Source organism: Geobacillus stearothermophilus ATCC 12980, from assembly GCF_030369615.1.
Lineage (GTDB): Bacteria > Bacillota > Bacilli > Bacillales > Anoxybacillaceae > Geobacillus > Geobacillus stearothermophilus.
Genome location: NZ_CP128494.1, coordinates 1,967,939 through 1,992,290 on the forward strand (window position 1 = coordinate 1,967,939; position 24,352 = coordinate 1,992,290).

The following is a 24,352-nucleotide window of genomic DNA, read 5'->3' on the forward strand; positions in this document are numbered from 1 at the left end:
ACACACTGCGGGCCGGCAACTGTTTTTGCGCATAAAGCGAAACAGCGGCTGAACGATCAGCCGCTGTTTTCCCGGTCAGACGCTTTGCTGGCGCAGTTCGGCAATATATTGTTTCCCTTGTTCTTCGTTATATTGCCCTTCCCATTTCGAAATGACGACCGCTGCCAGCGAGTTGCCGATAACATTCACAACGGTGCGCGCCATATCCAAAATGCGGTCAATGCCAGCGATAAACGCCAATCCTTCGACCGGAATGCCGACTGTGCCGAGCGTCGCCAACAACACGACGAACGAAACGCCCGGGACGCCGGCGATTCCTTTGGACGTCACCATCAAGACGAGTACGAGCGAAATTTGTTGCGACAGCGGCATGTCAATGCCATAGAGTTGGGCGATAAATACAGCCGCCAGCGCCTGATACAACGTCGACCCATCCAAGTTGAACGAATAGCCGGTCGGAACGACAAACGAGGTGATAGCCTTCGGGCAACCGAACCTCTCCATTTTTTCCATAATTTTCGGGAGCACCGTCTCCGAACTTGACGTGCTATAGGCAAGCACGAGCTCATTTTTTAAGATTTTAATAATATGAAAGATATTCACACCTACCAATTTCGCGGTGCCGCCGAGCACAACGAGCACGAAAAAGGCCATCACTGCGTAAACGAGCACAACAAGCTTGCTGAGCGGAAGAAGTGAAGCGACGCCAAATTTCAACACCGTCACCCCGATCAAGGCAAAGACGCCGAACGGCGCAAACTTCATCACTTGGTTTGTCACGTAAAACATCGCTTCCGCCGTTCCTTGGAAAAAGCGAAGCACTGGTTTTCCTTTTTCGCCGATCGCGGCTACACCCAATCCGAACATGACCGAGAAGAAAATGATCGGCAACATGTTTCCTGTCGCGAGGGATTCAAACACATTTTTCGGCACGATATTGACGAATGTCTCGACCATCGAATGGTGCTGCACTTCATTCGTCGTATCAATGTATGATTGAATATCGGTTTTCTCAAGCGATTTCATATTGACGCCGGCGCCTGGTTGGAACACGTTTGCTGCCAAGAGGCCAACGACAATCGCAATCGTCGTGATAATCTCGAAATAAAGGATTGTTTTGCCGCCCAGCTTCCCGAGCTTTTTCACATCGCCGACATTGGCGACGCCGACAATTAAGCTCGAGACGACAATCGGAATCACGATCATCTTAATGAGACGGAGAAAAATGTCCCCAATCGGTTGCAAATACGTTGCCACGTTCGGGTTTCCGTAGAAAACGACTCCGACGATAATCCCGAGAATAAGACCGATCAAAATTTGCCATGCTAACCCGATCTTTCTCATCATACTTCGCCTCCTTTAGACAATTTTAGACAAAAAACGACGAAATTATTTTGCTATTAAAAATAAAATCTGTCAATACTTTTGAATGAAACCGCTTTGTCGCAAGGAACTATCAATATATTTTGTTTTTTTATAATAATTTAAATACTTGTATCGTTGGCAAAAGAAAACAGGCCGCCGGTCAGGCGCCTGCCTCATTCCCGAATTTCATGATCACTGCTTTTCTTTTTCCTGCCGGTAAAACTCATGAAACATTTTCATTAATGCCCGTTTTTCGATGCGCGAGACGTAGCTTCTTGAGATGCCGAGCTCTTTGGCGATTTCACGCTGCGTTTTCTCCTGTTGCCGGCCGAGGCCAAACCGCTTGACGATCACTTCTTTTTCCCGCTCGTCTAGCACGCTGATGTATCGTTTCACTTGCTCAAGCTCTATGTTAAGCTGAATTTCGTCGACGATGTCTTGCCCTTCGGATTTCAAAATATCGAGCAGGCTGATTTCATTTCCTTCCTTATCTTGGCCGATCGGCTCGTGAAGAGAAACGTCCTTGCGTGTTTTTTTCAGTGAACGCAAATGCATCAAGATTTCGTTTTCAATGCATCGGGCCGCATATGTGGCCAACTTCGTCCCTTTCCCCGGCGAATAGCTTTCAATCGCCTTGATCAAGCCGATCGTCCCGATCGAAATTAAATCTTCCACTTCTTCTCCCGTATTTTCGAACTTTTTGACAATATGGGCGACAAGGCGCAAGTTATGTTCGATGAGCCGGTTGCGGGCTTGCTCGTCGCCTTTGGCCATTAACTCCAAATATTTTTCCTCTTCTTTGGCGCTTAACGGCTGGGGAAACGCGTTGTTTTTAATGTACGAGACGAGAAACGTCAATTCTTTCAACAAAAACGCAAATGCTGAAAAAATGCCAGACATGCTCTCACCCCCGCCTGTTGTCATCGGCGGAAACCGCCTATCGTTATGTATATGCAGGGGCGTTGTTGTCCGTGTCTGGACAAAAAATTCAGCCGACCCCCTTAACGAGGCCGGCTGCGGGCAAACGTGCCACCCGTATCAGTGAACAAACACACTCATTTCTTGTGTTGCAGCTCGCCTGCTGTTCCCCTCCCATCCTAGACAGGCGCCCGCCTTGTTACACTCCTGCTTCGGCGCTCACTTCCGCAGCGATGACGAGCGTAATCGACGCCGTAATCACAACTGCCGTGACGATGGCGAACATCCCCGTTTCCTCCTTGGCCTTCTCGTTTATTTTTATTTTACCAAAGAAGACGGGGAACGCTTCTGCCACATTTTGAACAATTCATGAAATTCGACGGTCAACAACAGTGCGCGGAGCACCGATCGCACTTTCGACTAAGTCAAGTGGAGTTTCCCCTTTGCTTTATCCACGTCACCAGCCATACGATTACAATGGACATACATCGTCTCTCCTTTCATCCTTCATTGCTGAACATGTTTACAACAATCGTTGATGGAAAAAGCATTTGCGGTCAACAAGCTCCTCCTCGGCTGCACGCGCGAACCGCTTCTCTTCCCTGTTCCCCTGCCGCGGCTTTCTCCGCTCAATCGTGATCGTGAGAAAAAACCCACCTTTCGGCAAAAGGCGGGTTTACGGTTCAAATGGGTTCTCTTCTTCAAGCTGACAGACATAACGGGCAGCGCGGCGCGAGCAGTACAACGCCGCCGCCAAACACCCGGCAACCGCCAGCAAGGCGAACGGTTTTTTCGCTTCCTCAAGCGCTCCCGGGATGATCGTCCCTAAATAGAAAAACACACCGAGCGAGAACAAGACAAGGCTGTACATCTTGAAATCGCCCGCCTTCGCCCGCAGCTCGTCTCGTTGCTGCTCGTTCAAGCCCGATCCCTCCTCTCCCCTTTCACTGTATCATACATGAACGGAAGGGAGGAGCGGCAATTTCAGCCAAGCGCCTGCGCCAAATCGTCGAGCAAATCGTTCACATCCTCAAGCCCGACGGACAGGCGGATGAGTCCGTCTGTAATACCGAGCTGTTCGCGCCGCTCTTTCGGAATCGAGGCGTGCGTCATTTTCCCCGGCAGCGAAATTAAACTTTCGACCGCCCCTAAGCTTTCGGCAAGCGTAAAGTAGCGTACGCGCGACAGCACGTTCTCCGCGCGCTCCAAGCTGCCGACATCAAACGAAATCATGCCGCCGAATCCACGCATTTGTTGTTTGGCCAGCTCATGGTTCGGATGATTTGGAAGGCCTGGATAATAGACGCGGGCAACGGACGTATGCTCGGCCAAAAAGGCGGCAATGGCGCGCGCGTTTCGTTCATGCTCTTCCATCCGCACGCCAAGCGTTTTGATCCCGCGCATAAGCAGCCACGAGTCTTGCGGGCCGAGCACGCCTCCGGTTGAATTTTGCACATAATGGAGCCGTTCGGCAAGCTCCGGCGTGCGGACAACCGCCAACCCGGCGACGACGTCGCTATGGCCGCCTAAATATTTCGTCGCGCTGTGGATGACGATATCGGCGCCAAGCGCAAGCGGTGTTTGAAAGTACGGAGTGGAAAACGTATTATCGACGATCAACAGCAGCCCGCGAGCACGGGCAATGGCGGCGGCGGCTTGCAAGTCAGTGATTTTCAAAAGCGGATTCGTCGGCGTTTCAACGTAAATCGCCTTCGTGTTTGGGCGAATATGCGCTTCAATGTTGGCGACATCGCTCGTGTCGACGAACGTCGCCTCAAGCCCGAACCGGTTCAGCACGTTCGTCATGACGCGGTACGTGCCGCCATAGACGTCGTCGGTCAGCACGATATGGTCGCCGTTTTGAAACAGCATCATGACAGCCGTAATGGCGGCCATGCCGGAAGCAAACGCAAACCCGGCTTCGCCGCCTTCAAGGTCGGCAATGAGCTTTTCGAGCGCCGCGCGCGTCGGATTGCCGGTGCGCGAGTATTCAAACCCTTTATGTTTGCCGACTTCCTCTTGTTTGTACGTGCTCACTTGATAAATTGGGACCGACACCGCCCCAGTGTACGGGTCGCCTGCGATGCCGCCATGGATGAGCATCGTCTTTCGTCTCATCTTATCGCCCACCTTCGTAAATGTTTTTGCTTAAATATCGCTCGCTCCCGTCGGGGAAAATGACAACGATGTTCGTCCCGGGCTTCGCTTGTTCCGCCTCGAGCAAAGCGGCATGAAACGCGGCGCCGGACGAGCTGCCGACAAGCAGCCCTTCCCGCCTTGCCAGCTCGCTGACGCGGCGGAAAGCGTCGTCGTCGGAAATCGTGTAAATAGCGTCAAAATACTCCGGATCCATAAACGGCGGCAAAAACTCCATGCCGATTCCTTCGGTTCGGTGCGGCCCCGGCTCGCCTCCGCCTAAAATGGATCCTTCCGGCTCAACGATGACCGTTTTAATGGCCGGATTTTTTTCTTTTAAAAACGTCGCCGTCCCCATGAACGTGCCGCCCGAACCAGCGCCGGCAACAAAAACGTCGATTTGTCCGCCCAAGTCGTCCCACAACTCCGGCCCGAGCGTTTTGTAATACGTCCTTGGGTTGGCCGGGTTTTCGAACTGCTGGGGGCAATAGGCGCCCGGAATCGTGCGGGCGAGCTCTTCGGCTTTGCGAATCGCCCCCTCCATCCCCTCTTCGGTCGGCGTATGGACAATTTGCGCCCCAAGCGCCTTCATCAGCTGCTGCTTTTCAACGCTGAATTTTTCCGGTACGCAAAAAATGACGTTGACGTTCTTGCCGATCGCCGCCAGCGCCAAGCCGATGCCGGTGTTGCCGGCCGTCGGCTCAATGATCGTGCCCCCTTCTTTTAGTTTTCCCGACGCGAACGCCTCCTCGAGCAGCTCTTGCCCGAGCCGGTCTTTAATGCTTCCGCCTGGGTTGAAATACTCGAGCTTCGCAAACAAACGGACGCCTTCCGGCAACGGAAAGCGTGTAATCTCGATGACCGGCGTATGGCCGATTAATTCATGAATGCTTTTTGCTACCCGCATCGTTGGTCACTCCATTCCTCACGCTCATTTGGCGGCGGGACGGCTGCGTTTTGGCGTTTATTTTCGCTTCTGCATGGCGGACAACACAGCCAACACCAGTTGTGCAGAGTGTTTCGCCGCCGTCTCCAAAAACTGTTCAAACGACACATCCGACTCTTGACCGGCAATATCGGACAGCGCCCGAATCACCACAAACGGCGTCCCAAACTGCACGCACACTTGGGCGATGGCGGCTGCCTCCATTTCGACGGCGCACAGCTCCGGAAACTGGCTGCGCACAAATTTGACGCGTTCCGGATCGTTCATAAACGAATCGCCAGTCGCGATCAAACCGACCGCCGCCTGCAAACCGTCAAGCCGCGCTGCTGCCTGCTTCGCCGCCTCAACAAGCGCTCCATCGGCCCGGTAGCGCGCCGGCAAGCCGGGAACTTGCCCGTAGGCGTAGCCAAACGCCGTCACATCAACGTCATGGTGGACGACCTCATCGGAAATGACGAGATCGCCGACGCGCAACGACGGCAAAAATCCGCCGGCCGAGCCGGTGTTGATGACGAAATCAGGGCGGAATCGGTCAAGCAAAAGCGTCGTTCCCATCGCCGCATTCACCTTGCCGATGCCGGACTTGAGCAGCACCACCTCGGCACCGCCAAGGCGGCCGGTGGAAAACTCGCATCCGGCGATCACCGTTTCCTCGCGCCCTTCCATGCGTGCGCGCAAAATGGCCACTTCTTCTTCCATTGCTCCAATGATGGCTGCCTTCATCGTTCTCCCTCTTTCTATGTCGGTTGTTTCACCGCCTCCATCACCCAGACGAACGCGTTTTGCTGCGCAAAGGAGACGGAAAAGCCATGGCTGGCAAACAGCGAAGCCAATACGTCAAGCGTCGTGTAATATTCGCGCTCAAGATCGTCAGCCAAATCGTGGAAGCCGCGCTCCCGTGCGGCTTCGACAGCTTGGCGGAACGCCTTTTTGTCGCGAAACGCCGTATCGGCAAACACTATTTTACCACCAGTTTGGAGCAGTTGGCTATATTTGCCGAGCGCCTCGTCTTTTTCCTCATCCGTCAAATGGTGAAACGCGTACGTGCTGGCAATGGTGTCGACTGGCTCAGGAGGAACCGGAAATTGCAAAAAATCGCCGTCCATAATGACCGCCCGGCCGCCGAGCTTTTCCGTTGCTTTTTTTCTCATCGGCGCCGACGGCTCGATGCCGTATACCGTTTTGCCGCGCTCCAGCAGCTTTTTCGTCAAATTGCCGGTGCCGACGCCAAATTCAAGCACAACACGGCCGGCTTTATCAGCGACAGTGTTTAAAATGCGATCATAACCGGCAAACACATCGCGGTATTGCTCATCTCCCCCTTCGACTGATCGATCGTATGACTCCGCCCATTGCTCGAACAAACCAAGAAATTCCCTGCCCATATGGCCTCACTCCATAAAGTTTATAATTCCTATAAACATAGTATTCTTTAGATGATAACCTGCTCCCACTGTACCATAACTTCTTCCGCCGTTCAATGATCGTGCTCGCTGTCATTTGTATTGTTCCCCATCGCCGCTTCTATTGCGCGGGTGGATGGAAGCGGGAAAATTTGCTACACTGTCGATGAAAGGAGGCAAAGACATGGTGAACATTTCCCTTGATTTGATTGAAGACAAAGTGGAGTTTTTTGAAGCTGACGACTTGCGAACGCTTGAAAAAAAAATCAACGAGCAAATCGAGCATAACAAAGCGCTGCTGCTTTCCGTCCATCATGTGTCGCACCAAATGCATGTCATGGAAAACGGGAAGCGGTTTTACAGTGCCGTCGTCCACTTTAAGGCAAAAAAATGACAGGCGCCCCTTCTAAGCGGGCACCTGTTCCCCTTCAAAAATCGCTACGGTTTTTCCCGCAGCTTTTGCACTTTCGTCGGCTTCCATCCTTCATTCGTCACCCATTCAATATACACTCGGTAATGGGCGGTCTGGTCTCTCGTTGAAATCGTCGCCACCGCTTTGTTCGGCCCATTGTTGCCGATGAACCAAACGATCATATCGTCCGGCGCGATGCCGGTCGCATAGCTGACCGCATCGAGCATTTCCTTCCAGTCCACCGAATCTTTTTTAAACACCGTTTCATGCGGCTCTGATTGCGTCGTGCCGACCGGCTGCCATGCCGGGTTGACGATTTCTTTTTCAATATTCGACCCCGGCGGCCCCGGCGTTGCCGTCACGTCTTGTTCGGCTTCCTCTTCAGCCGGTTCGGACTCGTCCCCGGAAGCAGCTTCCTCCGTTTCAGACGGCGCGGTCGGTTCTCCCGTTTCGATTTCGACCCGCTTCGCCCCATCCGCCCCCGCAGCCGGCTTCGCCTCAGCATCCGCCGCTTTATGGCTCGGCTCGCCGCCGAACAATATGTTCCAACCGACAATGAGAATGAGCAACACCACAACGGCGATTGCTCCATTGAGCCAGCGGTTGATTTTCCGCCGCTTGGCGCGGGTGGCAAAACGTGTTCCGGTTTGTTGCATCGGCCTCCCCCTCCTTTATGTGGCCGCAACGAATTCATTATATCGATTCGTCACTCCTGGTCGTTTTTGTTTCGGTCATACGCATAAAGCGCCTCAACCGCCGCGGCAAACACATCATTCGTGGCCGCCTGTCCGCTCGGGCAGTCGAGCTCGACGACGGCGAGGGCGTATTTCGGGCGGTCAGCTGGGAAATAGCCGGCAAACCATTTATTGATTAATTCGCTGCCGCCCTTCGTTTTTCCTGTCTCCGCCGTCCCGGATTTGCCGGCCACTTCGTACGGAAGCGAGCGAAAGCGGCGGCCGGTGCCGTCTTCATTGATGACGACGCCGCGCAGCAGCTGCTGGAGCTGCCTTGCCGTTTGCGGCGCAAGCGGCTCCTTGTCCGTCGCCGGCTCGGGTGAAAACGAAAACAACGTCGTCCCGTTTTTATACAGCACTTTGTCCACGACCCGCACCTTCAAGGCCTCGCCGCCGCGGGCGATCGTCGCCATCATGTTGGCGACGCCAAGCGGGGAGACGCGCACATCTTTTTGCCCAATGGCCGTTTGCGCCACGGCAAGCGGCACCCGCTTATCGCGCTTGTCGTGCCAAATCGTTCCTTTCTGCTCTTCTGGAAATTGACGGAAATGTTCCTCATGGTACACGGCTCCTTCCCAGCCGGCTGTCGGATACAACCCGAGCTTTTCCGCATACGTTTCCAATGCATCCGGGTCATGGCGAACGAGCTGTTTGCCGAGCGCGGCAAACGCGTTGTTGCAGCTGACGGCAAAGCTGTCGGCCAAGTTGAGCATGCCGTAGTCGTGCTCCTCATCCAGCGTCGTGCTGTCAATTTTTTTGCTGCAATCAAACATCGCAGCAGGCGAAGCCAGCCCTTCCTCAAGCGCCGCGGCGGCGACAACCGTTTTAAAGACGGAGCCGGGAATTTGCGGCAGCACCATTTGATTTTCCGCCCCGCTGTTTTTATACGGGTCGCGCGGATTCATATTGGGGCGGCTGACCATGGCGAGCACGCTGCTGTCGTCCACATCGAGCAGGACGAGCCCGCCTTTTTTCAACCCGTACCGGTCCACGATTTGCTCCATTTCTTGCTGGATATCACGATCGAGCGTCGTTTGGACAGTCGCCGGGTAAAACGGATTGCCCGGGTCGCTGTATTTCACATCAAGCCCAAACAGCGGCCTTCCTTCAGCGTCAACGTGGTACAACAGCTTCGTTTCGCCATCTGTGAGCAAAAACTCGTCGAACGCCTTCTCAAGCCCTTGAATGCCAACTTCAGCCTGCGGCGGGAGCGAACGCTTCGGATAGCGCATGCGCAGAAGCTTCTCATCCTTCCGGGTAAAGCCAAGCAAATGCGGCGCATACACCGTCTCAAGCGGATATTGTTTCTTGACGGCAAAAACCCCGGGGATGCGCAAGTCGTTAATTTGCTTCATTTGGCTGGCGCTTAAGGCGAGCGGCTCGCCGTCTTGCTGCAGGATGAACGGGCCGTTTGCCTCCTCAAGCTGGCGGCGGATGTCTTCCACCGTAACGCCGGCGATGCGGGCGACTTGCTCAATCGGCCATTTCATCGTCGCCAAAAACGGAAACAGCACAAGCGACGGCACGTACCGCTTTGTCAGCGGGCGGCCATTCCGATCGACGAACGAGCCGCGCCCGTCGTCAATTGTCAGCTCCTGCGTACGCTGGGCGACGCTTTCCGCGATTAAATTGCGGCCGGCAAACGATTCCGAATCAATGAGCTGGATTTGCGCTAACCGGCCGATCAGCAGCAGCAAGGCAGCCTGGATGAGCGCGATGGTGACGATTGTCCGTTTTTTCCACATAATGAAAACACCTCATCATCAGTTTCGACGAGGTGCTTTCCTTTCAAACGTGCCGTCGGCGGCGATTTGCTGCAACCTTCATTCGGAGCGGCCCGGACGCGGTGGTCCGCCTGTTTATTTGACCGCCACGATTTTGACCAGCATTTCCCCGCCCGGCGTTTGCACCGTCACCTCATCGCCGACGCGGCGGCCGAGAAGCGATTTGGCAATCGGCGAGTCGTTGGAAATTTTCCCTTCGAACGGGTCGGCCTCGGCGCTGCCGACGATCGTGTACGTCTCTTCTTCGCCGTCCGGAAGCTCGATGAACGTCACCGACTTGCCAAGCGAGACGACATCCGGGTTTTCTTTGTCTTCTTCAATGATGACGGCGTTGCGGATCATATTTTCAAGCATTTGAATGCGCGATTCCACAAACGCTTGCTCGTCTTTCGCGGCGTCATATTCCGAGTTTTCCGACAGATCCCCGAACCCGCGGGCGATTTTGATTCGTTCAACGACTTCTTTCCGCTTGACCGTTTTTAAGTACTCAAGCTCTTGTTCCAGTTTCTCTTTTCCCTCTTTCGTCATTGGATACTGCTTTTCATTCGCCATTTGTCTCACTCCTCTATGTTTTGCATTATGTAAAACGTACGAACAGAAAAACAACTGTTCGTACGCTTACTTGGTATATAATATATTGTTTTGTCTCTGTTATGTTATTATAAAAACGCTTTTTGTTCAAGAACTGTGCGAATTTTTGCCACCATTAAATCGATGGCGACTGCGTTTTGCCCGCCTTCTGGAATGATCACGTCCGCGTAGCGTTTCGTCGGTTCGACAAACTGGTTGTGCATCGGCCGCACGACGGACAAATACTGCTCAATGACCGAATCAAACGTGCGGCCGCGCTCTTTCATATCGCGGATGAGGCGGCGGATGATGCGAATGTCCGGGTCGGTGTCGACGTACACTTTGATGTCCATCAAATTGCGGAGCCGCTCATCCTCCAAAACGAGAATGCCTTCCAAAATAATGACATCCTTCGGCTCGACGCGGACGACTTCGTTCGAACGGGTATGCAGCTTATAGTCATACACCGGCTTGTCGATCGGCTCGTAGCGAAGCAGCCGATGAACGTGCTCGATCAACAAGTCGTTGTCAAACGCCAACGGATGGTCGTAGTTCGTCTTCAGCCGCTCTTCAAACGGGAGATGGCTTTGGTCCTTGTAATAAAAATCTTGCTCGAGCACAAGAATCGAGTGATCGCCGAAATGGTCATAAATTGCGCGGGCGACGCTCGTCTTTCCCGAGCCGGAACCGCCGGCGACGCCGATGACAACGGGCTTGTCCGCCATCTCAATTCTCCTTTCTCATCATGTTGTACGGGAAGAGAGGGCGTTTGACTCGCACTTTGACGATTTGCAGCGGGTGGCGGGCTGCATCGAGCTTGTTGCCATCTTCATCCCAAATAGTATCGATCACTTGGGTAAAGTTTTCGATTTCCGGGCCGAAAAATTCGACCTCATCACCCGGTTTAAAATGGTTGCGCTGCTGGATGGTGGCGATGCCGGTCTCCGGATCGTAGCCAAGCACAAGGCCGGCAAACTCATGTGTCGTCTTCCGGCTGTGCGTGCCGTACATATGGTTCGTATAATCCGGAAACCCGTCAAAAAACGACGGCGCTGTTTCGCGGTTGGCGCACTTGTCAAGCTCCCGCACCCACTCTTCGCGGATCGTGAAATGATCCGGGTCGGCACAGTAGGCGTCAATCACTTTCCGGTAGACGCTCACAACCGTCGCCACATAATGGATCGACTTCATCCGCCCTTCAATTTTCAAGCTGTCAACGCCAAGCTCAATCATCGCCGGAATGGCGCGGATGAGGTTTAAATCTTTCGCGCTCATGGCAAACGGAGCATCGCCCTCAGCAAACAGCGGGATTTCCCGGCCGTCAGCCAGCTGGTACAAGTCATAGTCCCAGCGGCACGACTGGCAGCACCCGCCGCGGTTCGAGTCGCGCGCCGTCATATGGTTGCTCAACACGCAGCGGCCCGAGTAGGCGGAACACATCGCTCCGTGGATGAACGCCTCGATTTCGATATCGACTTTTTCTTTGATTTGCCGAATTTCCTCGGCGCTTACCTCGCGGGCGAGCACGACCCGCTCGAGCCCTTCCTCTTTCCAAAACTGGACCGCTTTCCAGTTCGAAAGCGATTGCTGGGTGCTTAAATGCACTTCAAGCTTCGGCGCCACCCGGCGCGCCGTCTCAATAATGAGCGGGTCGGCGACGATAATGCCATGGACGCCGGCATCTTCGAGCGCCCGCAAATAGTCGTCAAGGCCGGGAATGTTTTCATTATGCGCATAAATGTTGGCCGTGACGTATACTTTTGCTCCGTATCGGTTGGCAAATTCAACTCCTTCGCGAATTTCGTCAATCGTGAAGTTGTCGGCGTTGGCGCGCAGGCTGTACTCTTGGCCGCCGATAAAGACGGCATCCGCCCCGTAATGGACGGCAATTTTCAGCTTTTCCAGGTTGCCGGCCGGCGCAAGCAATTCCGGTTTTTTCACAATGACGCGCTTGCCGTCAACGATTTCGGAAATGCGGTCGTTTTTCAGCAGCATTCGTTCTCCCTCCTTTGTCAATAAATCGTCTCTTTGAAGAAAAATCCGGTGTCCAATCGGCGGTGCGGCGGTTGGAGCGCCTCAACAGCGGCAAGCAGCTCCTCTTTTTCCCGCTCATACTGCTCGCGGTCTTTGGCGCACATATCAATGGCGCGGCGGTACAGCTTTGTCACTTCCGTAATGTAGCGAGGCTCATGCAAAATGCCATCGATTTTGAAACTGTCAATGCCGGCTTCGATCATGTCGCCAAGCTCGTCGATGATGCAAACATCGTTTGGGCTCATAATATGCGTGCCGTTTTCATCTTCAAAAATCGGATATTTGTTGTCGCGCTCCTTGTCGTATAAAAACATCCCTTTTTCATATTTTTTTCGTTCAATTTCCATCACTTTTCCTTGATACTCGAAGTAGTTGCCGATGAGCGAACGCTTCGATTGGTACATGCACGTCGCCCCATGCACTTGCACTTCGATTTCCACTTCGGCATGGGCTTTGATTTCCAAAATGGCGTCCATGTTCAACTCGCGGGCCAAGACAGCGCGCTTCGCTCCTTTTCGCCCCCAATAGTTGCACGTATACCAGTTCGTCGCCGTCGTTTCCGTGCTCCAGTGGAGCTTCATATGAGGGGCGGCCTCGCGAACCGTCAACAGCACGGCCGGGTCGCCAAACACGATGGCGTCAGCGCCGGCGGCGGCGACAAAAGCGATATAATCGCCCAGTTCATCGACTTTGTCATTATGAAAAATGGCGTTCATCGCCACATACACGTTCATGCCGTGCCGGTGAGCCGCTTCGATGGCCGCAGCAACGTCGGCGCGGGAAAATTCGCCGGCAAGCCGCAAGCCATAGCGCTGTTCGCCGATCATTACAGCGTCCGCTCCCGCTTCAGCCAATTCCTCAATATGGGAAACGCTCGTCGGCGTGACGAGCAATTCCGGTTTTTTCATTCTCGTTCACCTCGTTTTTTCGATATAGCCAGCCCGTCGCCAACGGGAATGATGACCGTGTCGTAATCGCTCCGGGCCATCAGCCATTCATTGTAGCGTCGGATTTTTTGCGCGATGTTCCACAGCCGCTTATTGCCCGCAGGCTCTTCAGCCGCGACAAGCCCTTTAAACAGCACGTTGTCGCTAATGACAAGGCCGCCCTCGGCCAGAAGCGGCTCATACAGCGTAAAAAAGCGCTCATATTGCCCTTTGGCCGCGTCGATAAACAGCACATCAAACGGCGCCGCCGCTGCCGCATCCGCCACAGCGTCAAGCGCATCGCCCAAAATCACCTCAATCCGTCCGGCTATGTTCATTTTCTCGATATAAAAACGGGCGCGCTCGTACCGCTCCCGGTCTTTTTCAATCGTCACAATGCGCACATCCGGCAGCGCCTTCGCCATCCGGATCGCCGAATAGCCGATCGCGGTGCCGATTTCCAAAATGCGGCGCGGCGCAGCCAAGTTCAACACAAACAGCAGCACCTCCATGCTCACCGGATCGATGATCGGCACGCGCTGTTCGCGGGCGTACCGCTCCATTTCCGCGATTTCTGCATCCGGCGCCGGGCGCAACTGCCGCAAATAACGGACGATATGTTCTGAAAGCAAGAGGACTCCTCCTCCGTCGATCATGTCATCAGCATGAAAAATAAGAGCCGCCAACCGACTCTTATCGTTGGCCGCCGCCCGATTCAGGCGGGGGCGCTGTTCAACTTTATTATAGTATCATAAACGGGCAAAAAAGCGAAGCCGTTTTGCCCATTGAGCAAGCAACTTCCAGTTTGCGCTATTGTTTCCCAATGTATTTCGCTTTTTCGCGGTTATGCTCGGCGAGCGTTTTCGTGAAAATGACGTCGCCCGCCGGAGTGGCCAGAAAGTATAAATAGTCGGTCGCAGCCGGCTGAAGCGCCGCTTCGATCGACATCTCGCCGGCGTTGGCGATCGGACCGGGCGGCAGCCCTTGATGAATGTAGGTATTATACGGCGAATCAACTTGCAAGTCTTTATACAGCACCCGATCTTTATGTTTGCCGAGCGCGTACAGGACGGTCGGATCGGTTTGCAGCGGCATGCCGATGCGCAGCCGGTTGTAAAAGACGCTGGCGATTTTTTCGCGGTCGGCTTTCTCGGTCGCCTCTTCTTCGATTAACGACGACATGGTCAACAATCGATGCGGCGACAATTGTTTTTCTTTCATCGTCTCTTTGTATTGACCGAGCACCTCCGCCGTTTTCGCGACCATCGCCTCAATGATCTCCGGAAGCGGCGGCTTTTGGTCGGCAAACACGTAAGTGGCCGGAAACAGGTAGCCTTCAAGCGGATAACGAATGCCGCGCTGAAAAATGTCCGCTGTCAACAACTCAGGGTACGTGCGGCGAAGCTGTTCAATATACGCGCGATCGTTCAACAGCTTCATCACGTCTTCCTGCTTGTACCCGGTTTTGGCGGCGATGATGGCAGCGATTTGCACAAGCTGCGATCCTTCTGGAATGGTGAGCTTCAATCCGATTTTTAGCGACCGGCCGGTTTGCAATAGCTCGATGATGCGCGCCATCGGCATCGCCCGCGTCAGCTCATACTCCCCCGTTTGAAAGCCTGACTCGTTTTTCCAGCGAACATAGAAGCGAAAGACGGCCGCGCTTTTAATGAGCCGCTTTCGTTCAAGCTGTTCGGCAATATCCGCCGCCGATGAGCCGACCGGAATCGACACATGGACAGGAGTGCGGTCGTTCGGAGCAACCGGCTGGAACGCCGAACGGATGTAGAAAAAACTGCCGGCGCCGGCGATGACGATTGCAGCCACCAGGGCGGCGCAGACGATCAAGACGGTTTTCCGTCCAAGCCGCGCCTTGGGCGCCTTGAAACCATTCTGGTTCATTTCCAGCCTCCTTTCATCGGCCATATTATACTACAACTTTCGGCATTTTTCGCCTTTGGACGCTAAAAAACGGCCGCCCGCAGGCAGCCGTTTTGTCCGTTACGCCTCGTCTTCTCCTTCTTGCTCGGCGCAAAACGTATTCCACACTTCTTCAATCATATCCCATTCTTCTTCCGTTTCGATCGGGAGCAGCTCGCCCTCTTCGTTTTCATTGCCTGGGACAAAGGCTGAGACGTGCACCTCTGTCTCGCCGTCCTCATCTTCGGCTTCGGCGCCGACCGGATAGTAAAACACGTACGATTTGCCAAAATCGTCCGATTCAAACGTAAACAAAATTTCGCACAGCTGCTCGTTGCCTTGTTCGTCGACAACGGTAATATGACGGTCTCCGTGTTCCATGTTTTCTCCTCCAATTTATCGTTTACTGTCCAAATATGACTGCAAAATGACGGCCGCCGCCATTTTGTCGATCACTTTCCGCCGCTTTTTCCGGCTGACGTCGGCAGCGATCAACATCCGTTCGGCGGCCATCGTCGACAGCCGTTCATCCCAAAGCACAACGGGCAAAGAAAACTCCTCGCGCAGTTTGGCGGCGAACCGCTCACTTGCCTCAGCGCGCGGTCCGAGCGTGCCGTTCATGTTTTTCGGCCATCCGACGACGATCGCATCGACGCCGTACTCATCGATAAGGGCGCGCAGCCGCTCTAAACCATAATCGCCGCGCTCCGTATCAATGGCGATCGTCTCGAGTCCTTGCGCCGTCCAGCCAAGCTCATCGCTCACCGCGACGCCGAGCGTTTTCGTTCCGAGATCAAGCCCCAATATCCGCATCGGTCAATCCTTTCGTTGCCTCTGTAAATAGAATTTCACCAATTCCTCGATTAATTCGTCGCGTTCAATTTTGCGGATGAGCGCGCGCGCATCTTTATGGCGCGGGATGTAAGCCGGGTCGCCGGACAGCAGGTAGCCGACAATTTGGTTGATCGGGTTGTAGCCTTTTTCTTGCAAGGCGTCATACACCGTCAACAACACTTCGCGGACATTCGTTTCCGCCGGCTCTTCGGAAAAATGAAACTGCATCGTTTGGTCAAACGAGCTCACCGTTTCCACCTCGCTCCTTATTCAGGCACCCCGTCCTTTTACATCCATTGTACACGATCCGCGCCAATTAGGAAACGGATTTCACCCATGTTTCGACATAACCGAGCGCTTCGCCGACCTTGCTTGGGTCCTTGCCGCCAGCTTGCGCCAAATCCGGGCGCCCGCCGCCGCCCCCACCGCAACGCGACGCTACTTCTTTCACCAGCTTGCCGGCATGGAATCCTTTTTTCACCAAATCGTCCGTTACTGCGGCAATCAGTTGCACTTTTCCGCCCTGGGCGGACGCCAACACGATGACCGCCGTGCCGAGCTTTTGTTTCAAATCATCAGCCATGGCCCGCAGTTGATTCATGTCATTGGCCTGCACTTTTGCCGCCAACACCGGCACGCCGTTTACATCTTTCACTTGACGGGTGAGGTGCTCAGCTTCCATATGGGCGAGGCGGGCAGCAAGCGATTCATTTTCGCGTTCGAGCTCTTTCAGCTCGGCAAACAGTCCGTCAAGACGCGCATTCAATTCTTTCGGGCTTGTTTTCAGTTTTTGCGCCGCCTCTTGCAAAATAGCCAGCTGTTCACTCATAAAGCGGTATGCCGCTTCTCCGGTCACCGCTTCAATCCGACGCGTGCCGGCGCCGATGCCGGACTCGGAGACGATTTTAAACAACCCGATGGCTGATGTGTTGGGCACATGGCAGCCTCCGCACAGCTCGAGGCTGTAGTCGCCGACTTTGACGACGCGGACGATGTCGCCGTATTTTTCGCCAAACAGCGCCATCGCGCCCATCGCTTTCGCTTCCTCGAGCGGTTTATAAAAAATGTCAACCGGGAGGCTTTTCCAAATTTGTTCGTTGACGATGGCTTCGATGCGCTCGAGCTCCTCTGGCTTCACTTGCCCAAAATGGGTGAAGTCAAAACGAAGCCGGTCCGGGGTGACAAGCGACCCCGCTTGGTTGACATGGCGGCCGAGCACGTCTTTTAGCGCTTGATGGAGCAAATGGGTTGCCGTATGGTTTTTGATAATGCGGGCCCGTTTCGCTTCATCAACGCGCGCCGTATACACCGCACCTTTTTTCACCGTACCACTCTCGACGATGATCGCATGAAGATGTTGGCCGTTCGGCGCTTTTTGCACATCTTTGACGACCGCTGTTCCTGTTTCGCTTTCAAACACGCCTTGGTCAGCGATTTGTCCGCCGCTTTCGGCGTAAAATGGCGTCACATCGACGATGATTTGCGCCTCTTCGCCGGCGCGGACTTCCTCGACAAGCTGTCCGTCTTTGACGATGGCGAGAACGGTGGAAGAAGCGACGAGCTCATCGTAACCGACGAAGCGGCTTTCGTCTTTAATGTCGCCAAGGACGCCGCCTTGCACCTGCATCGAATCCACGTCTTGGCGGGCGGCGCGTGCCCGTTCGCGCTGCCGTTCCATTTCTCGTTCAAACCCGTCATGGTCGACTTTCATTCCCGCTTCTGCCGCGTATTCCTCCGTCAGCTCGATCGGGAAGCCGTACGTATCGTACAGACGGAACACGTCCTCGCCGGGGATGACGTCGCTTCCTTCGGATTTGGCCTTCTCGATCACGTTGCTTAAAATGGCGAGCCCTTCGTGAAGCGTCTCATGGAACCGCTCCTCCTCACTGCGGATGACGCGGGCGATAAAATCGGCTTTTTCTTTCACTTCCGGATAATAGTCATGCATAATTTCGCCGACAACCGGGACGAGCTCGTACATAAACGGACGCTCAATGCCGATGTGTTTCGCGTAGCGCACGGCGCGGCGGAGCAGGCGGCGCAGCACATAGCCGCGGCCCTCGTTGGACGGCAGCGCCCCATCGCCGATCGCAAACGTCACCGCGCGAATATGGTCGGCGATCACTTTAAACGCGACGTCTTTCTCCGGATCTTCGCCATACCGTTCGCCGGAAATTTGCTCGGTGGCGCGGATGATCGGCATAAACAAGTCGGTTTCAAAGTTTGTCGGCACATCTTGCAAAATCGAGCACATCCGCTCCAAGCCCATGCCGGTGTCGATGTTTTTCTTCGGCAGCGGCGTGTACGTGCCGTCCGGGTTATGGTTGAACTGCGAAAAGACAAGGTTCCATACTTCCAAGTAGCGCTCGTTTTCCCCGCCTGGGTACAGCTCCGGGTCGTTCGGGTCGTTGCCGAACGCTTCACCGCGGTCATAAAAAATTTCCGTATTCGGGCCGCTCGGGCCTTCGCCGATGTCCCAGAAGTTGCCTTCAAGGCGAATGATCCGCTCTTTTGGCAAGCCGATTTCGTTGCGCCAAATGTTGTACGCTTCCTCGTCTTCCGGATGGATCGTGACGGACAACCGTTCCGGATCAAAACCGAGCCATTTGTCGCTCGTTAAAAACTCCCATGCCCAATGGATCGCTTCACGCTTGAAATAATCGCCGATCGAAAAGTTGCCGAGCATTTCAAAAAACGTATGGTGGCGCGCCGTTTTCCCGACATTTTCGATATCGTTCGTGCGAATCGATTTTTGCGCATTGCAAATGCGCGGATTTTCGGGAATGATGCGGCCGTCAAAATACTTTTTCAACGTCGCGACGCCGCTGTTGATCCACAGCAGCGACGGGTCGTCAACCGGAATGAGCGATGCGCTCGGCTCCACCATATGGCCTTTTTCCTGGAAAAACTCTAAAAACATGCGCCGCACTTCGGCAGATGTCAGTTTCTTCATGATGATCCTCCCCTTTGTTTTTTCTATAAAAAAACTCCCATCCCTTGGCAGGGACGAGAGTTGCGCTCGCGGTACCACCCTGTTTATGGGCAGAAAATGCCCATCACCTCTTCGGCCGTAACGCAGCCTTGCGTCAGGTTTTGCCTGCGCTCCGGATTAGCCTTCTGTTGCCCTTCATCTGGAATTTCTTTCAGCCGCGGAAATTCCTCTCTGTGCGCCGGTTGCGCGTTAAGATGGACTGCAACATACTCGATCCGTCATCGCGTTATGTATTCGCTTTGTTCATTGAAAGATTATAGACAAGCAGCAAGCGTTTGTCAATGCGGGGCGTAATGTTCTTTCCAGTGCGATACAGCCACTTTCAGCACTGCTGCAGTCGGGACGGCGAGGATGAGGCCGAGCACGCCGGCCAGCTCGCCGCCGGCAAACAGCGCGAACATAATGACAAGCGGATGCATATGCACGCTTTTGCCGACAATGAACGGTGATAAAACGTTCCCTTCAAGAAACTGCAAGGCAAAAATGATGATCAGCACGATGATCACCATTTTGAGCGAGATGGTCGCCGCCAAAATCACAGCCGGAATCGCGCCGAGCAACGGGCCGAAGTACGGAATGATGTTCGTCAGCCCGATGATAAATCCAAGCAAAAGCGGATAGTCCATGCCGGCGAGCCAAAGGCCGAGCGACGCCGCAAGACCGATCGCTGCACAGACGAACAGCTGGCCGCGAATGTAGCCGCCGAGCGATTCATCGACATCCTTCAAAAACGTCATCCCCGGCCCACGCCACCGCTTCGGTGTCATGTACCAAATCGCTTTTTTCAACACATCGATGTCTTTTAACATATAGAAGACGATAAACGGAATGATCAACAGCGTCGCCGCCGAACCGATGAACGATTTGGCGGCGTTGATCGCCATCGCGACGGCGGCCGCCGCTGCCTGCTCGATCTCGCCAAACATCGCCTCGATGCGTGTGTGCACCTCAAGCGGCCAATTCGACGTCTCGTCGTGGATGTGGCGCACCCATTGGCGGTATGTATTCATCAAAGACGGCAGCTGTTCATCCAGTTCACGCAACTGGGCGATGAATAGCGGCACGCCGCGGTACAAGCCGTAACCGACCAAACCGAAAAACAACAAATAAATCAACAAAATGGCAAGGGCGCGCGGCATTCCCTTGCGATGGATGGATTCCACAAGCGGGTAGAGCAAATACGTAATAAACGACGCCAGCAAAAACGGCGTCAACACCGTTGCGATAAAATCAATGACCGGCCGCCAAACGTCTTTCATCCGAACGATCAAATAGATGATTGCCGTCATGAGCAGCCATTTTCCGATGCGAAAGAACGACAGCCATTGTTGCTCGCCCATCGCCACACCTCCTACCGTTTAGTGTAGGAGATGCGGCGGGAAATATGCCTTCACCGCTTTTAGCACTATTTGACAGCCACAAGGCGACGCCCCCGCGCAAAGGCGAGGGCGAGCGCCGTCAGCGGATCGCTTGCATCAAGCGGCGGCGCATCCTCCGCATCGTGCGACCGTTCATCCAATCGTTTCGTTGGGCGAGCTGATAAGCGGCGACGCCTAATCCGACTGCTAACAGCGACGTCATCATCCGGTTCATGCGTGTCCCCCCTAAAATTGGATCGTGCGTTCGTGGTCGTCAAACAAGTCGTCAAGAGAACTCAACGTTCCGTCTTCTTCCACTTGATGGGCGTGGATCATCCCTTTCGAGACGGACAGCTCAATGAAGCAATCCCAGCAATAATACTGGTTGACACCAATTTTCCCCAGATTTTTTCGCTTGCAATTGGGGCAAATGAGCATCGACAGCCACTCTCCTTACATCATAGTTTCCACGGTGATCACGCCTTCCCTGGCGGTGAACGGAACTGCCTTCATCCGTTTCTTTCCTTCGGTCAAATCGGAAAAAAATCCCTCGCTGATCTCGTATCCGTCAATTTTGCCCAATTGCCCGTCAAAATATACGTCATCCAACAGTCCGATCGTTGTTCCGTCCGCGGCGACAACCATGCTGCCGGCGAGGCCGCGTTCGCCGTAAAGAGAGTGGCCGCTGTCAGAAGAAGGAAACAACTGGAAGCTATCGGCATCACAGATGATGACTCGGTCGTTTTCGAACGACTGCACGGCGGAAAGCGGCAAGTAGCGGCGGCGGCCAAACAAACCGCCCCGTTCCGCTACCAACCCTTTGACCGTGCCGTGGCTGGTAAACCAAATGTCCGCGATCGTCCCGACCGCTTTCCCTGTCGTTTGCTCATAAATGGGAAGCCCTTTGACGTCGGAAAACGTCCGCATCGTTCTCCCACCTTTCCAGCCACCTTTAGCTTGGCTCATCGCCCATAAAGTCATACGGCGTAACGTTTTCCATCCCCATGTTCGCCTCTTCAAACGGCAGTTCGACCTCGACAAACGACGCCGCCGCCCCCGCCAGCTTCTCAGCGAGCGCCGTCTGGCGCGCTCCGTCGCTTTGTTTTGCGACGCCGAATCGAAACGCTTCCTCTTCCCCGCATAAAACGAGAAACTGCTTGCTTCTTGTCACCGCAGTATACAACAAATTCCGTTTCAACATCCGGTAATAGCTTTTGACGACGGGCAAAATGACGATTGGAAACTCGCTTCCTTGCGCCTTATGAACCGAACAGCAGTACGCATGGGTGATTTGTCCTAAATCTTGCCGTGTGTACGTCACTTCAATGCCATCAAACGAGACGACGAGCAAGTCTTGCTTTTCGATATTTTCTTTGGCGTAAAAAATGGCAACGATTTCGCCGATGTCGCCGTTAAACACATTGTCTTCCGGTTGATTGACGAGCTGCAGCACCTTATCGCCGACGCGGTAGACGATCTCACCGACCGACAGCTCCCGCTTCCCCTCAGCCGGCGGGTTGAACAGCTCTTGAAGCGCTTTGTTCAATTGGTCAATGCCCGCTGGACCACGGTACATCGGGGCGAGCACTTGAATATCTTTGACGGAAAACCCTTTTTTGCGCGCGTTGTCCGCGATTTGCCGCACGACATCGACGACCTGGCCCGCACGGCAGCGGATGAATGAACGGTCTGCCTTCGGAGCGGTCAAATCGTCCGGCACGACGCCGCGCTTCATCTCATGAGCGAGCTCGATGATCGATGATCCTTCCGCCTGGCGATACACCTCGGTCAACCGAGCGAACGGAATGACGCCTGAAGAGAGCAAGTCTTTCAGCACTTGCCCTGGCCCGACGGATGGCAATTGATCCTCATCGCCGACAAAAATGACTTGCATGCCGTTTGGCACGGCTTTTAACAGCTGGTTGGCGAGCCACGTGTCGACCATCGACATCTCATCGATGACAAGCAGCTTGCCGGAAATCGGTTCGTTCTCGTCGCGGCTGAACCCTTCCGCCCCATTCCAGCCAAGCAAGCGGTGGATCGTCGCCGCCGGCAGCCCGGTCGCCTCGCTCATCCGCTTCGCCGCTCGGCCGGTCGGTGCGGCCAGCAGCACCGGAAACGGCTCGCCTTGTTTGTAGTCAGCCGGGTCAAGAGACAGGCCGTTTAGGGCGGCAAACAGCTCGACGATGCCTTTGATGACCGTCGTTTTCCCCGTTCCCGGACCGCCGGTCAAAATAAACAGCGGCGAAGAAAGCGCTTGTTGGATCGCTTCCCTTTGCTGGGGGGCATATTGCATGCCAAGCTGTTCCTCAAGCGCCCCAAGCGCCAGCAAAAACTCCGACTCGGCAAACGCCGACGGCGGCGTCTGCCCGAGCAGCCGCTTAATGTTGGAGACGATCCCTTTCTCGGCGAAGTAAAGGGAAGGGAGATAATAACGCCCTTGCTCGGCGATCAGCTTCCCTTCTTCGCTTAACATCAGAAGCGTTTGGCTGATCGCTCGTCCATCCACCGCACCGCTTTGCCTTCCGTCAAGCAGCTCCCCGATGCGCTCCATCAGCTCTTTTTCGCGCAAATAAACGTGCCCTTCCTGCAAGCACGCCTGTTCAAGAACAAACAACGAGGCGGCGCGCAGCCGGGCCGGATGGCTGCCGGAAATGCCGAGCTGGCGCCCGATTTCATCAGCGCGGCCAAAGCCGATCCCTTCGATATCCTCAACGAGCTGGTACGGGTTCTCGTGGATGATGTCAACCGCTTCTTCGCCATACGCTTGGTAAATTTTCATGGCCAGCTGCGGGCCAAAACCGAGCTGGGCGAGGGCGATCATCGTTTGCTCAAGCCCTTCGTGGGCGCGAAGCGCATCGTACAGCTGCTTCGCCTTTTTTTTCGTCAGCTTCGGCACACGCTCTAGCGCCCTGGGGTCGCGCAAAATCGCGGCGATCGCGTTTTCGCCGAGCGTCTCGACAATCGCCGCAGCCGTTTTTTTGCCGATTCCTTTAAACAAACCGCTCGATAAATAATGAATGACTCCTTCTTTCGTGTTCGGAAGCTGTTTGCGGAACTGACTAGCCGCATATTGGCGGCCAAAACGCGGATGTTGGCGGAATTGTCCGTAAAAGATGTAGACGTCCCCTTCGTTTAAACGCGGAAAATAGCCGGTGACGACGACTTCCTCCTCAACGGGCGCTTCGTTCGTTTCCTCAACGCGCACGCGGACGACCGTGTACAATGTTTCCTCATTATGAAAAATGACCGCCAAGCACACTCCTTTAATGAACGTGCGTCCGTCAAGGGCGAGGATTTGTTGCTCTTGCAACAGCCATCCCCCTGCCTTTTTACGGCGCAAGCCGCTTTTCCATCAGTTTCTTTCCGTATCCGGCAAGCACGTGATCGGGCTTGGCTTCCAAGGCAGCGGCAAACATATTGCGGGCGGCATCGAGCTCATCTTTGTACGCATAAATGACGCCTAAATTGTAGTACGCATCAGCGTGGCGCGGATCGAGTTCCAACGTTTTTTCGAAATAACGCTTCGCCTCATCGACATAATCGAGTGTGGCGAGGCAAAGGCCAAGCTGAAACAGCGCTTCGGCATCCGTCTCGTTCAGATCAGCCGCGCGCTGCAAATACGGCAGCGCCAGCCGCGGCATCTCGAGCCGCCATAAGGACATGCCGAGCATAAAATGCGTATCGGCATCGTCAAGACCAAGCCCTAGCGCGCGCTCAAACATATCTTTCGCTTTCGCGAACTGCTCACGCTTATAATGCACTGTACCCATGCCGTAATACGCGGCCGCCGCCTTCTTGTCAATTTTCAACGCCTGCCGGAAACAGTCAAGCGCCTTCTCTTCTTCACCGGCAGCAACGAGAACCGTGCCAATGTTAATGTACCCGGCTGGATCGTCCGGATGCTGTTCGACCGCAGCGGAAAAACAGCGGATGGCTTCCTCATACTTCCCCTCGCGCATATACCTCAAGCCTTGTTCGTTGAAATTGGCCACCGCCCATCCCCTCCCTGATTCAACG

General features: G+C 54.4%; 27 protein-coding genes. 1 reads left to right on the plus strand and 26 read right to left on the minus strand.

Going from position 1 to position 24,352, the window contains the following annotated elements:
- Nucleotides 1-75: 75 nt before the first annotated feature.
- The 8 genes from QSJ10_RS10715 to QSJ10_RS10755 all read right to left on the minus strand — a co-directional run bounded on the left by QSJ10_RS10715 (nt 76) and on the right by QSJ10_RS10755 (nt 6,750).
- Complete coding sequence (locus QSJ10_RS10715; RefSeq protein WP_033014831.1) at nt 76-1,344, minus strand: cation:dicarboxylate symporter family transporter; 1,269 nt, start codon at nt 1,342-1,344, stop codon at nt 76-78.
- A 213-nt stretch (nt 1,345-1,557) separates the two neighbouring features.
- Nucleotides 1,558-2,265 (minus strand): RNA polymerase sporulation sigma factor SigK, encoded by a 708-nt coding sequence (gene sigK, locus QSJ10_RS10720; RefSeq protein WP_033014743.1) that lies wholly within the window; start codon nt 2,263-2,265, stop codon nt 1,558-1,560.
- 217 nt (nt 2,266-2,482) lie between these two features.
- Complete coding sequence (locus QSJ10_RS10725) at nt 2,483-2,638, minus strand: hypothetical protein (RefSeq protein ID WP_172698512.1); 156 nt, start codon at nt 2,636-2,638, stop codon at nt 2,483-2,485.
- A 321-nt stretch (nt 2,639-2,959) separates the two neighbouring features.
- Nucleotides 2,960-3,205, minus strand: coding sequence for a YrhC family protein (locus QSJ10_RS10735; RefSeq protein ID WP_033014744.1), 246 nt, complete (start codon nt 3,203-3,205; stop codon nt 2,960-2,962).
- A gap of 62 nt (nt 3,206-3,267) precedes the next feature.
- A complete protein-coding gene (locus QSJ10_RS10740) occupies nt 3,268-4,401 on the minus strand; it encodes a bifunctional cystathionine gamma-lyase/homocysteine desulfhydrase (protein WP_033011952.1) in 1,134 nt (377 codons plus the stop codon).
- Nucleotide 4,402: 1 nt separating this feature from the next.
- On the minus strand, nt 4,403-5,326 hold the full coding sequence (locus QSJ10_RS10745; protein ID WP_033011950.1) for a PLP-dependent cysteine synthase family protein: 924 nt from the start codon (nt 5,324-5,326) through the stop codon (nt 4,403-4,405).
- A gap of 57 nt (nt 5,327-5,383) precedes the next feature.
- Nucleotides 5,384-6,088: a 5'-methylthioadenosine/S-adenosylhomocysteine nucleosidase gene (mtnN, locus tag QSJ10_RS10750; protein ID WP_033014747.1), complete on the minus strand. Its 705-nt coding sequence runs from the start codon at nt 6,086-6,088 to the stop codon at nt 5,384-5,386.
- Nucleotides 6,089-6,102: 14 nt separating this feature from the next.
- Complete coding sequence (locus QSJ10_RS10755; RefSeq protein WP_033014748.1) at nt 6,103-6,750, minus strand: class I SAM-dependent methyltransferase; 648 nt, start codon at nt 6,748-6,750, stop codon at nt 6,103-6,105.
- A gap of 202 nt (nt 6,751-6,952) precedes the next feature.
- Here QSJ10_RS10755 and QSJ10_RS10760 point away from each other — a divergent pair, with 202 nt between their 5' ends.
- Nucleotides 6,953-7,162 carry a YrzA family protein gene (locus tag QSJ10_RS10760; RefSeq protein WP_063165193.1) on the plus strand — a complete coding sequence of 70 codons (210 nt, stop codon included), beginning with the start codon at nt 6,953-6,955 and terminating at the stop codon, nt 7,160-7,162.
- A gap of 44 nt (nt 7,163-7,206) precedes the next feature.
- Here QSJ10_RS10760 and QSJ10_RS10765 read toward each other — a convergent pair whose 3' ends face one another.
- The 18 genes from QSJ10_RS10765 to QSJ10_RS10850 all read right to left on the minus strand — a co-directional run bounded on the left by QSJ10_RS10765 (nt 7,207) and on the right by QSJ10_RS10850 (nt 24,327).
- Nucleotides 7,207-7,836, minus strand: a complete 630-nt coding sequence (locus QSJ10_RS10765) for a YrrS family protein (RefSeq protein ID WP_033011947.1) — start codon at nt 7,834-7,836, stop codon at nt 7,207-7,209.
- Between the two features lie 50 nt (nt 7,837-7,886).
- Entirely contained in the window at nt 7,887-9,659 is a 1,773-nt protein-coding gene (locus QSJ10_RS10770) for a peptidoglycan D,D-transpeptidase FtsI family protein (protein WP_033014750.1), read from the minus strand.
- A 114-nt stretch (nt 9,660-9,773) separates the two neighbouring features.
- Nucleotides 9,774-10,250 carry a transcription elongation factor GreA gene (gene greA / locus QSJ10_RS10775; protein ID WP_011232025.1) on the minus strand — a complete coding sequence of 159 codons (477 nt, stop codon included), beginning with the start codon at nt 10,248-10,250 and terminating at the stop codon, nt 9,774-9,776.
- A gap of 107 nt (nt 10,251-10,357) precedes the next feature.
- Nucleotides 10,358-10,993: a uridine kinase gene (gene udk / locus QSJ10_RS10780; RefSeq protein ID WP_033014751.1), complete on the minus strand. Its 636-nt coding sequence runs from the start codon at nt 10,991-10,993 to the stop codon at nt 10,358-10,360.
- 1 nt (nt 10,994) lies between these two features.
- Nucleotides 10,995-12,263, minus strand: a complete 1,269-nt coding sequence (locus tag QSJ10_RS10785; protein ID WP_033014753.1) for a peptidase U32 family protein — start codon at nt 12,261-12,263, stop codon at nt 10,995-10,997.
- A gap of 17 nt (nt 12,264-12,280) precedes the next feature.
- Entirely contained in the window at nt 12,281-13,210 is a 930-nt protein-coding gene (locus QSJ10_RS10790; protein ID WP_033011940.1) for a peptidase U32 family protein, read from the minus strand.
- Complete coding sequence (locus QSJ10_RS10795) at nt 13,207-13,860, minus strand: O-methyltransferase (RefSeq protein ID WP_033014754.1); 654 nt, start codon at nt 13,858-13,860, stop codon at nt 13,207-13,209. The genes QSJ10_RS10790 and QSJ10_RS10795 overlap by 4 nt, the downstream gene beginning before the upstream one ends.
- A 178-nt stretch (nt 13,861-14,038) precedes the next feature.
- The gene (mltG, locus tag QSJ10_RS10800) at nt 14,039-15,130 is read right to left on the minus strand and encodes an endolytic transglycosylase MltG (RefSeq protein ID WP_033014755.1); all 1,092 of its coding nucleotides are present in this window, start codon (nt 15,128-15,130) and stop codon (nt 14,039-14,041) included.
- A 99-nt stretch (nt 15,131-15,229) separates the two neighbouring features.
- A complete protein-coding gene (locus tag QSJ10_RS10805) occupies nt 15,230-15,529 on the minus strand; it encodes a DUF1292 domain-containing protein (protein ID WP_033014756.1) in 300 nt (99 codons plus the stop codon).
- A 15-nt stretch (nt 15,530-15,544) separates the two neighbouring features.
- A complete protein-coding gene (ruvX, locus tag QSJ10_RS10810; protein ID WP_033014757.1) occupies nt 15,545-15,961 on the minus strand; it encodes a Holliday junction resolvase RuvX in 417 nt (138 codons plus the stop codon).
- Nucleotides 15,962-15,964: 3 nt separating this feature from the next.
- Nucleotides 15,965-16,231: an IreB family regulatory phosphoprotein gene (locus tag QSJ10_RS10815; protein ID WP_053532219.1), complete on the minus strand. Its 267-nt coding sequence runs from the start codon at nt 16,229-16,231 to the stop codon at nt 15,965-15,967.
- Nucleotides 16,232-16,298: 67 nt separating this feature from the next.
- Nucleotides 16,299-18,935 carry an alanine--tRNA ligase gene (alaS, locus tag QSJ10_RS10820; RefSeq protein ID WP_033014758.1) on the minus strand — a complete coding sequence of 879 codons (2,637 nt, stop codon included), beginning with the start codon at nt 18,933-18,935 and terminating at the stop codon, nt 16,299-16,301.
- Between the two features lie 317 nt (nt 18,936-19,252).
- Complete coding sequence (locus QSJ10_RS10825) at nt 19,253-20,314, minus strand: AI-2E family transporter (protein ID WP_033014760.1); 1,062 nt, start codon at nt 20,312-20,314, stop codon at nt 19,253-19,255.
- 118 nt (nt 20,315-20,432) lie between these two features.
- A complete protein-coding gene (locus QSJ10_RS10830) occupies nt 20,433-20,567 on the minus strand; it encodes a YrzQ family protein (protein WP_013144658.1) in 135 nt (44 codons plus the stop codon).
- Between the two features lie 11 nt (nt 20,568-20,578).
- Complete coding sequence (locus QSJ10_RS10835; protein WP_008881018.1) at nt 20,579-20,770, minus strand: YrzR-like zinc ribbon domain; 192 nt, start codon at nt 20,768-20,770, stop codon at nt 20,579-20,581.
- Between the two features lie 15 nt (nt 20,771-20,785).
- Nucleotides 20,786-21,259 (minus strand): PRC-barrel domain-containing protein, encoded by a 474-nt coding sequence (locus QSJ10_RS10840; protein ID WP_033014765.1) that lies wholly within the window; start codon nt 21,257-21,259, stop codon nt 20,786-20,788.
- Nucleotides 21,260-21,284: 25 nt separating this feature from the next.
- Nucleotides 21,285-23,645 carry an SF1B family DNA helicase RecD2 gene (gene recD2 / locus QSJ10_RS10845; protein WP_053532220.1) on the minus strand — a complete coding sequence of 787 codons (2,361 nt, stop codon included), beginning with the start codon at nt 23,643-23,645 and terminating at the stop codon, nt 21,285-21,287.
- Between the two features lie 19 nt (nt 23,646-23,664).
- Entirely contained in the window at nt 23,665-24,327 is a 663-nt protein-coding gene (locus QSJ10_RS10850) for a tetratricopeptide repeat protein (RefSeq protein ID WP_033014766.1), read from the minus strand.
- Between the last annotated feature and the right edge of the window lie 25 nt (nt 24,328-24,352).

Coding starts and splice junctions, on each gene's coding strand:
- QSJ10_RS10835 (WP_008881018.1), bottom strand. CDS start 20,770: ATGCTCATTTGCCCCAATTGCAAGCGAAAAAATCTGGGGAAAATTGGT.
- QSJ10_RS10785 (WP_033014753.1), bottom strand. CDS start 12,263: ATGCTGCTGAAAAACGACCGCATTTCCGAAATCGTTGACGGCAAGCGC.
- QSJ10_RS10765 (WP_033011947.1), bottom strand. CDS start 7,836: ATGCAACAAACCGGAACACGTTTTGCCACCCGCGCCAAGCGGCGGAAA.
- QSJ10_RS10740 (WP_033011952.1), bottom strand. CDS start 4,401: ATGAGACGAAAGACGATGCTCATCCATGGCGGCATCGCAGGCGACCCG.
- mtnN (WP_033014747.1), bottom strand. CDS start 6,088: ATGAAGGCAGCCATCATTGGAGCAATGGAAGAAGAAGTGGCCATTTTG.
- ruvX (WP_033014757.1), bottom strand. CDS start 15,961: ATGCGGATATTGGGGCTTGATCTCGGAACGAAAACGCTCGGCGTCGCG.
- QSJ10_RS10830 (WP_013144658.1), bottom strand. CDS start 20,567: ATGAACCGGATGATGACGTCGCTGTTAGCAGTCGGATTAGGCGTCGCC.
- QSJ10_RS10840 (WP_033014765.1), bottom strand. CDS start 21,259: ATGCGGACGTTTTCCGACGTCAAAGGGCTTCCCATTTATGAGCAAACG.
- QSJ10_RS10715 (WP_033014831.1), bottom strand. CDS start 1,344: ATGAGAAAGATCGGGTTAGCATGGCAAATTTTGATCGGTCTTATTCTC.
- QSJ10_RS10825 (WP_033014760.1), bottom strand. CDS start 20,314: ATGGGCGAGCAACAATGGCTGTCGTTCTTTCGCATCGGAAAATGGCTG.
- QSJ10_RS10755 (WP_033014748.1), bottom strand. CDS start 6,750: ATGGGCAGGGAATTTCTTGGTTTGTTCGAGCAATGGGCGGAGTCATAC.
- sigK (WP_033014743.1), bottom strand. CDS start 2,265: ATGTCTGGCATTTTTTCAGCATTTGCGTTTTTGTTGAAAGAATTGACG.
- QSJ10_RS10790 (WP_033011940.1), bottom strand. CDS start 13,210: ATGAAAAAACCGGAATTGCTCGTCACGCCGACGAGCGTTTCCCATATT.
- udk (WP_033014751.1), bottom strand. CDS start 10,993: ATGGCGGACAAGCCCGTTGTCATCGGCGTCGCCGGCGGTTCCGGCTCG.
- QSJ10_RS10805 (WP_033014756.1), bottom strand. CDS start 15,529: ATGGAACACGGAGACCGTCATATTACCGTTGTCGACGAACAAGGCAAC.
- QSJ10_RS10760 (WP_063165193.1), top strand. CDS start 6,953: ATGGTGAACATTTCCCTTGATTTGATTGAAGACAAAGTGGAGTTTTTT.
- QSJ10_RS10745 (WP_033011950.1), bottom strand. CDS start 5,326: ATGCGGGTAGCAAAAAGCATTCATGAATTAATCGGCCATACGCCGGTC.
- QSJ10_RS10770 (WP_033014750.1), bottom strand. CDS start 9,659: ATGTGGAAAAAACGGACAATCGTCACCATCGCGCTCATCCAGGCTGCC.
- alaS (WP_033014758.1), bottom strand. CDS start 18,935: ATGAAGAAACTGACATCTGCCGAAGTGCGGCGCATGTTTTTAGAGTTT.
- mltG (WP_033014755.1), bottom strand. CDS start 15,130: ATGAACCAGAATGGTTTCAAGGCGCCCAAGGCGCGGCTTGGACGGAAA.
- greA (WP_011232025.1), bottom strand. CDS start 10,250: ATGGCGAATGAAAAGCAGTATCCAATGACGAAAGAGGGAAAAGAGAAA.